Origin of the sequence: Alienimonas sp. DA493 (assembly GCF_043951915.1) — a bacterium.
Taxonomy (GTDB): domain Bacteria; phylum Planctomycetota; class Planctomycetia; order Planctomycetales; family Planctomycetaceae; genus Alienimonas.
The window spans coordinates 1-413 of sequence record NZ_JBINJD010000377.1 but is presented as its reverse complement, the minus strand read 5'-3'; the positions used below and the strand labels follow the sequence as shown (position 1 = coordinate 413).

Annotated in this window: 1 protein-coding gene; it reads left to right on the top strand. The window is 75.1% G+C overall.

The window, feature by feature from the left end; all coding sequences use genetic code 11:
• Positions 1 to 239 (top strand): hypothetical protein (locus tag ACG2DA_RS23095; protein ID WP_395259071.1); only part of this gene is annotated, 239 nt, incomplete at its 5' end.
• Positions 240 to 413: the final 174 nt, after the last annotated feature.

Sequence of the window (413 nt, the reverse complement as noted above, 5' to 3'; positions counted from 1 at the left end):
CCCACGCCCTGCTGTCCGGCGGGCTGGTAGACGGGCTGTCGCTGCGGAGCCTGTCGCGGGACATGGGCAACACCCACGACGACGCCCGCGGCGACGGCGTGTTCCCGTTCGCGGACTCCGGGGCGATCAACGTGCTGTACGTCGGCGGGGCGGCGGCGGACCGGTTCGGCGAATCCCGCCGCGGGAGCGACACGTTCGGCAGCGACCACGACCCGGTCGGGGCCGTGCTGGCGCCGTGAGCGATCCGGCCGACGTCCCGACGGCCGCCGGGCGTGGCGGCTGGTCCGCACGCTCGCCCCGCCGTGGGGCGTCTGCGGCGGGCCCTTTGGCTGCTGGTCGCGGCGACGCCGGGTATGAAGTCCGTCGACGGCTTCGTTCGGGACGATCTGACCTCTGGCCTCGCGGTCGTACCC